At 38.4% G+C, this 576-nt stretch carries 1 protein-coding gene; it reads left to right on the forward strand.

The window, feature by feature from the left end; all coding sequences use genetic code 11:
• Positions 1 to 316 precede the first annotated feature (316 nt).
• Positions 317 to 478, forward strand: coding sequence for a hypothetical protein (locus ACFIMW_RS09520; protein ID WP_375667129.1), 162 nt, complete (start codon positions 317 to 319; stop codon positions 476 to 478).
• Positions 479 to 576: the final 98 nt, after the last annotated feature.

Raw genomic sequence — 576 nt, forward strand, 5'->3', positions numbered from 1 at the left:
ACAAAAATTGGCTAAAAATCTGAGTGTTGGAAAAAATTCAAAAAGTCATGATCACTTTTTCAAGCCATTAGCGTTGAAAAAAAAAACTTTTTGACTGACAGCGCTGAAAAAATTTCAATCAATCTGACTGACTTCAAACAACTTCATTTCCTTTTAGTTGCTTACCGATAGCCAATCTCACTAGTTTAGGATCTAAAAGCGCATATATCTTGTGTTATCAATCCAACCAATACAAAACCGCAGAGCGAGCGTAAGCGAGCATTCAAGCGGTTTTGCACCGATTGTTTGCTGACAAGCAAACACAGATAAGCGAAGCATGGACAAAAGCGCATCGCAGTTTGAAATCGTAGGCGTTAGCCGTAGATGGTTTTGCGTTAGCAAAATCAAACAAGATAGCGCAAACCTGGCGTTAGCCTATGAGTTTGAAAAACTCATGCGGTGTTTAGGGCGTTTTGTGGCGCACGCTCCCCTTGTTTAACAAATATCTTGTTTATTAATAATATCTTGTTTAGACAGGATCGAATATCGCAAAATAGGGGGTTCTAGGGTGGTAAAACAAACATTTTTAACTACAAT

The sequence above is a fragment of the Bartonella sp. AC329YNZD genome (genome assembly GCF_042196685.1).
GTDB lineage: Bacteria > Pseudomonadota > Alphaproteobacteria > Rhizobiales > Rhizobiaceae > Bartonella.

Coding starts and splice junctions, on each gene's coding strand:
- ACFIMW_RS09520 (WP_375667129.1), top strand. CDS start 317: ATGGACAAAAGCGCATCGCAGTTTGAAATCGTAGGCGTTAGCCGTAGA.